The 216-nt window shown below is 69.0% G+C and carries 1 protein-coding gene; it reads left to right on the top strand.

The genetic code is table 11. From position 1 onward, the window contains the following. The coding region (locus tag U5A56_RS37080) for an AMP-binding enzyme (RefSeq protein ID WP_415749269.1) at nucleotides 1-216 on the top strand (216 nt) is incomplete at both ends.

Here is a 216-nt window from a genome sequence, read left to right as displayed (position 1 = left end):
GGCGAGGAAGCGGCGGCGCTCGCGAAGGCGCTGCGCGACTGGGTCGGCAAGCAGATCGGGCCGATCGCGAAACCGAAGGACATCCGCTTCGGCGACAACCTGCCGAAGACGCGCTCGGGCAAGATCATGCGGCGCCTGTTGCGCTCGCTCGCGAAGGGCGAGGCGATCACGCAGGACACGTCCACGCTCGAGAACCCGGCGATCCTCGAGCAGCTC

The sequence above is a fragment of the Burkholderia sp. BCC1998 genome, from assembly GCF_905339875.1.
Taxonomy (GTDB): Bacteria; Pseudomonadota; Gammaproteobacteria; order Burkholderiales; family Burkholderiaceae; genus Burkholderia.
This window is presented reverse-complemented; position numbering and strand designations above follow the sequence as displayed.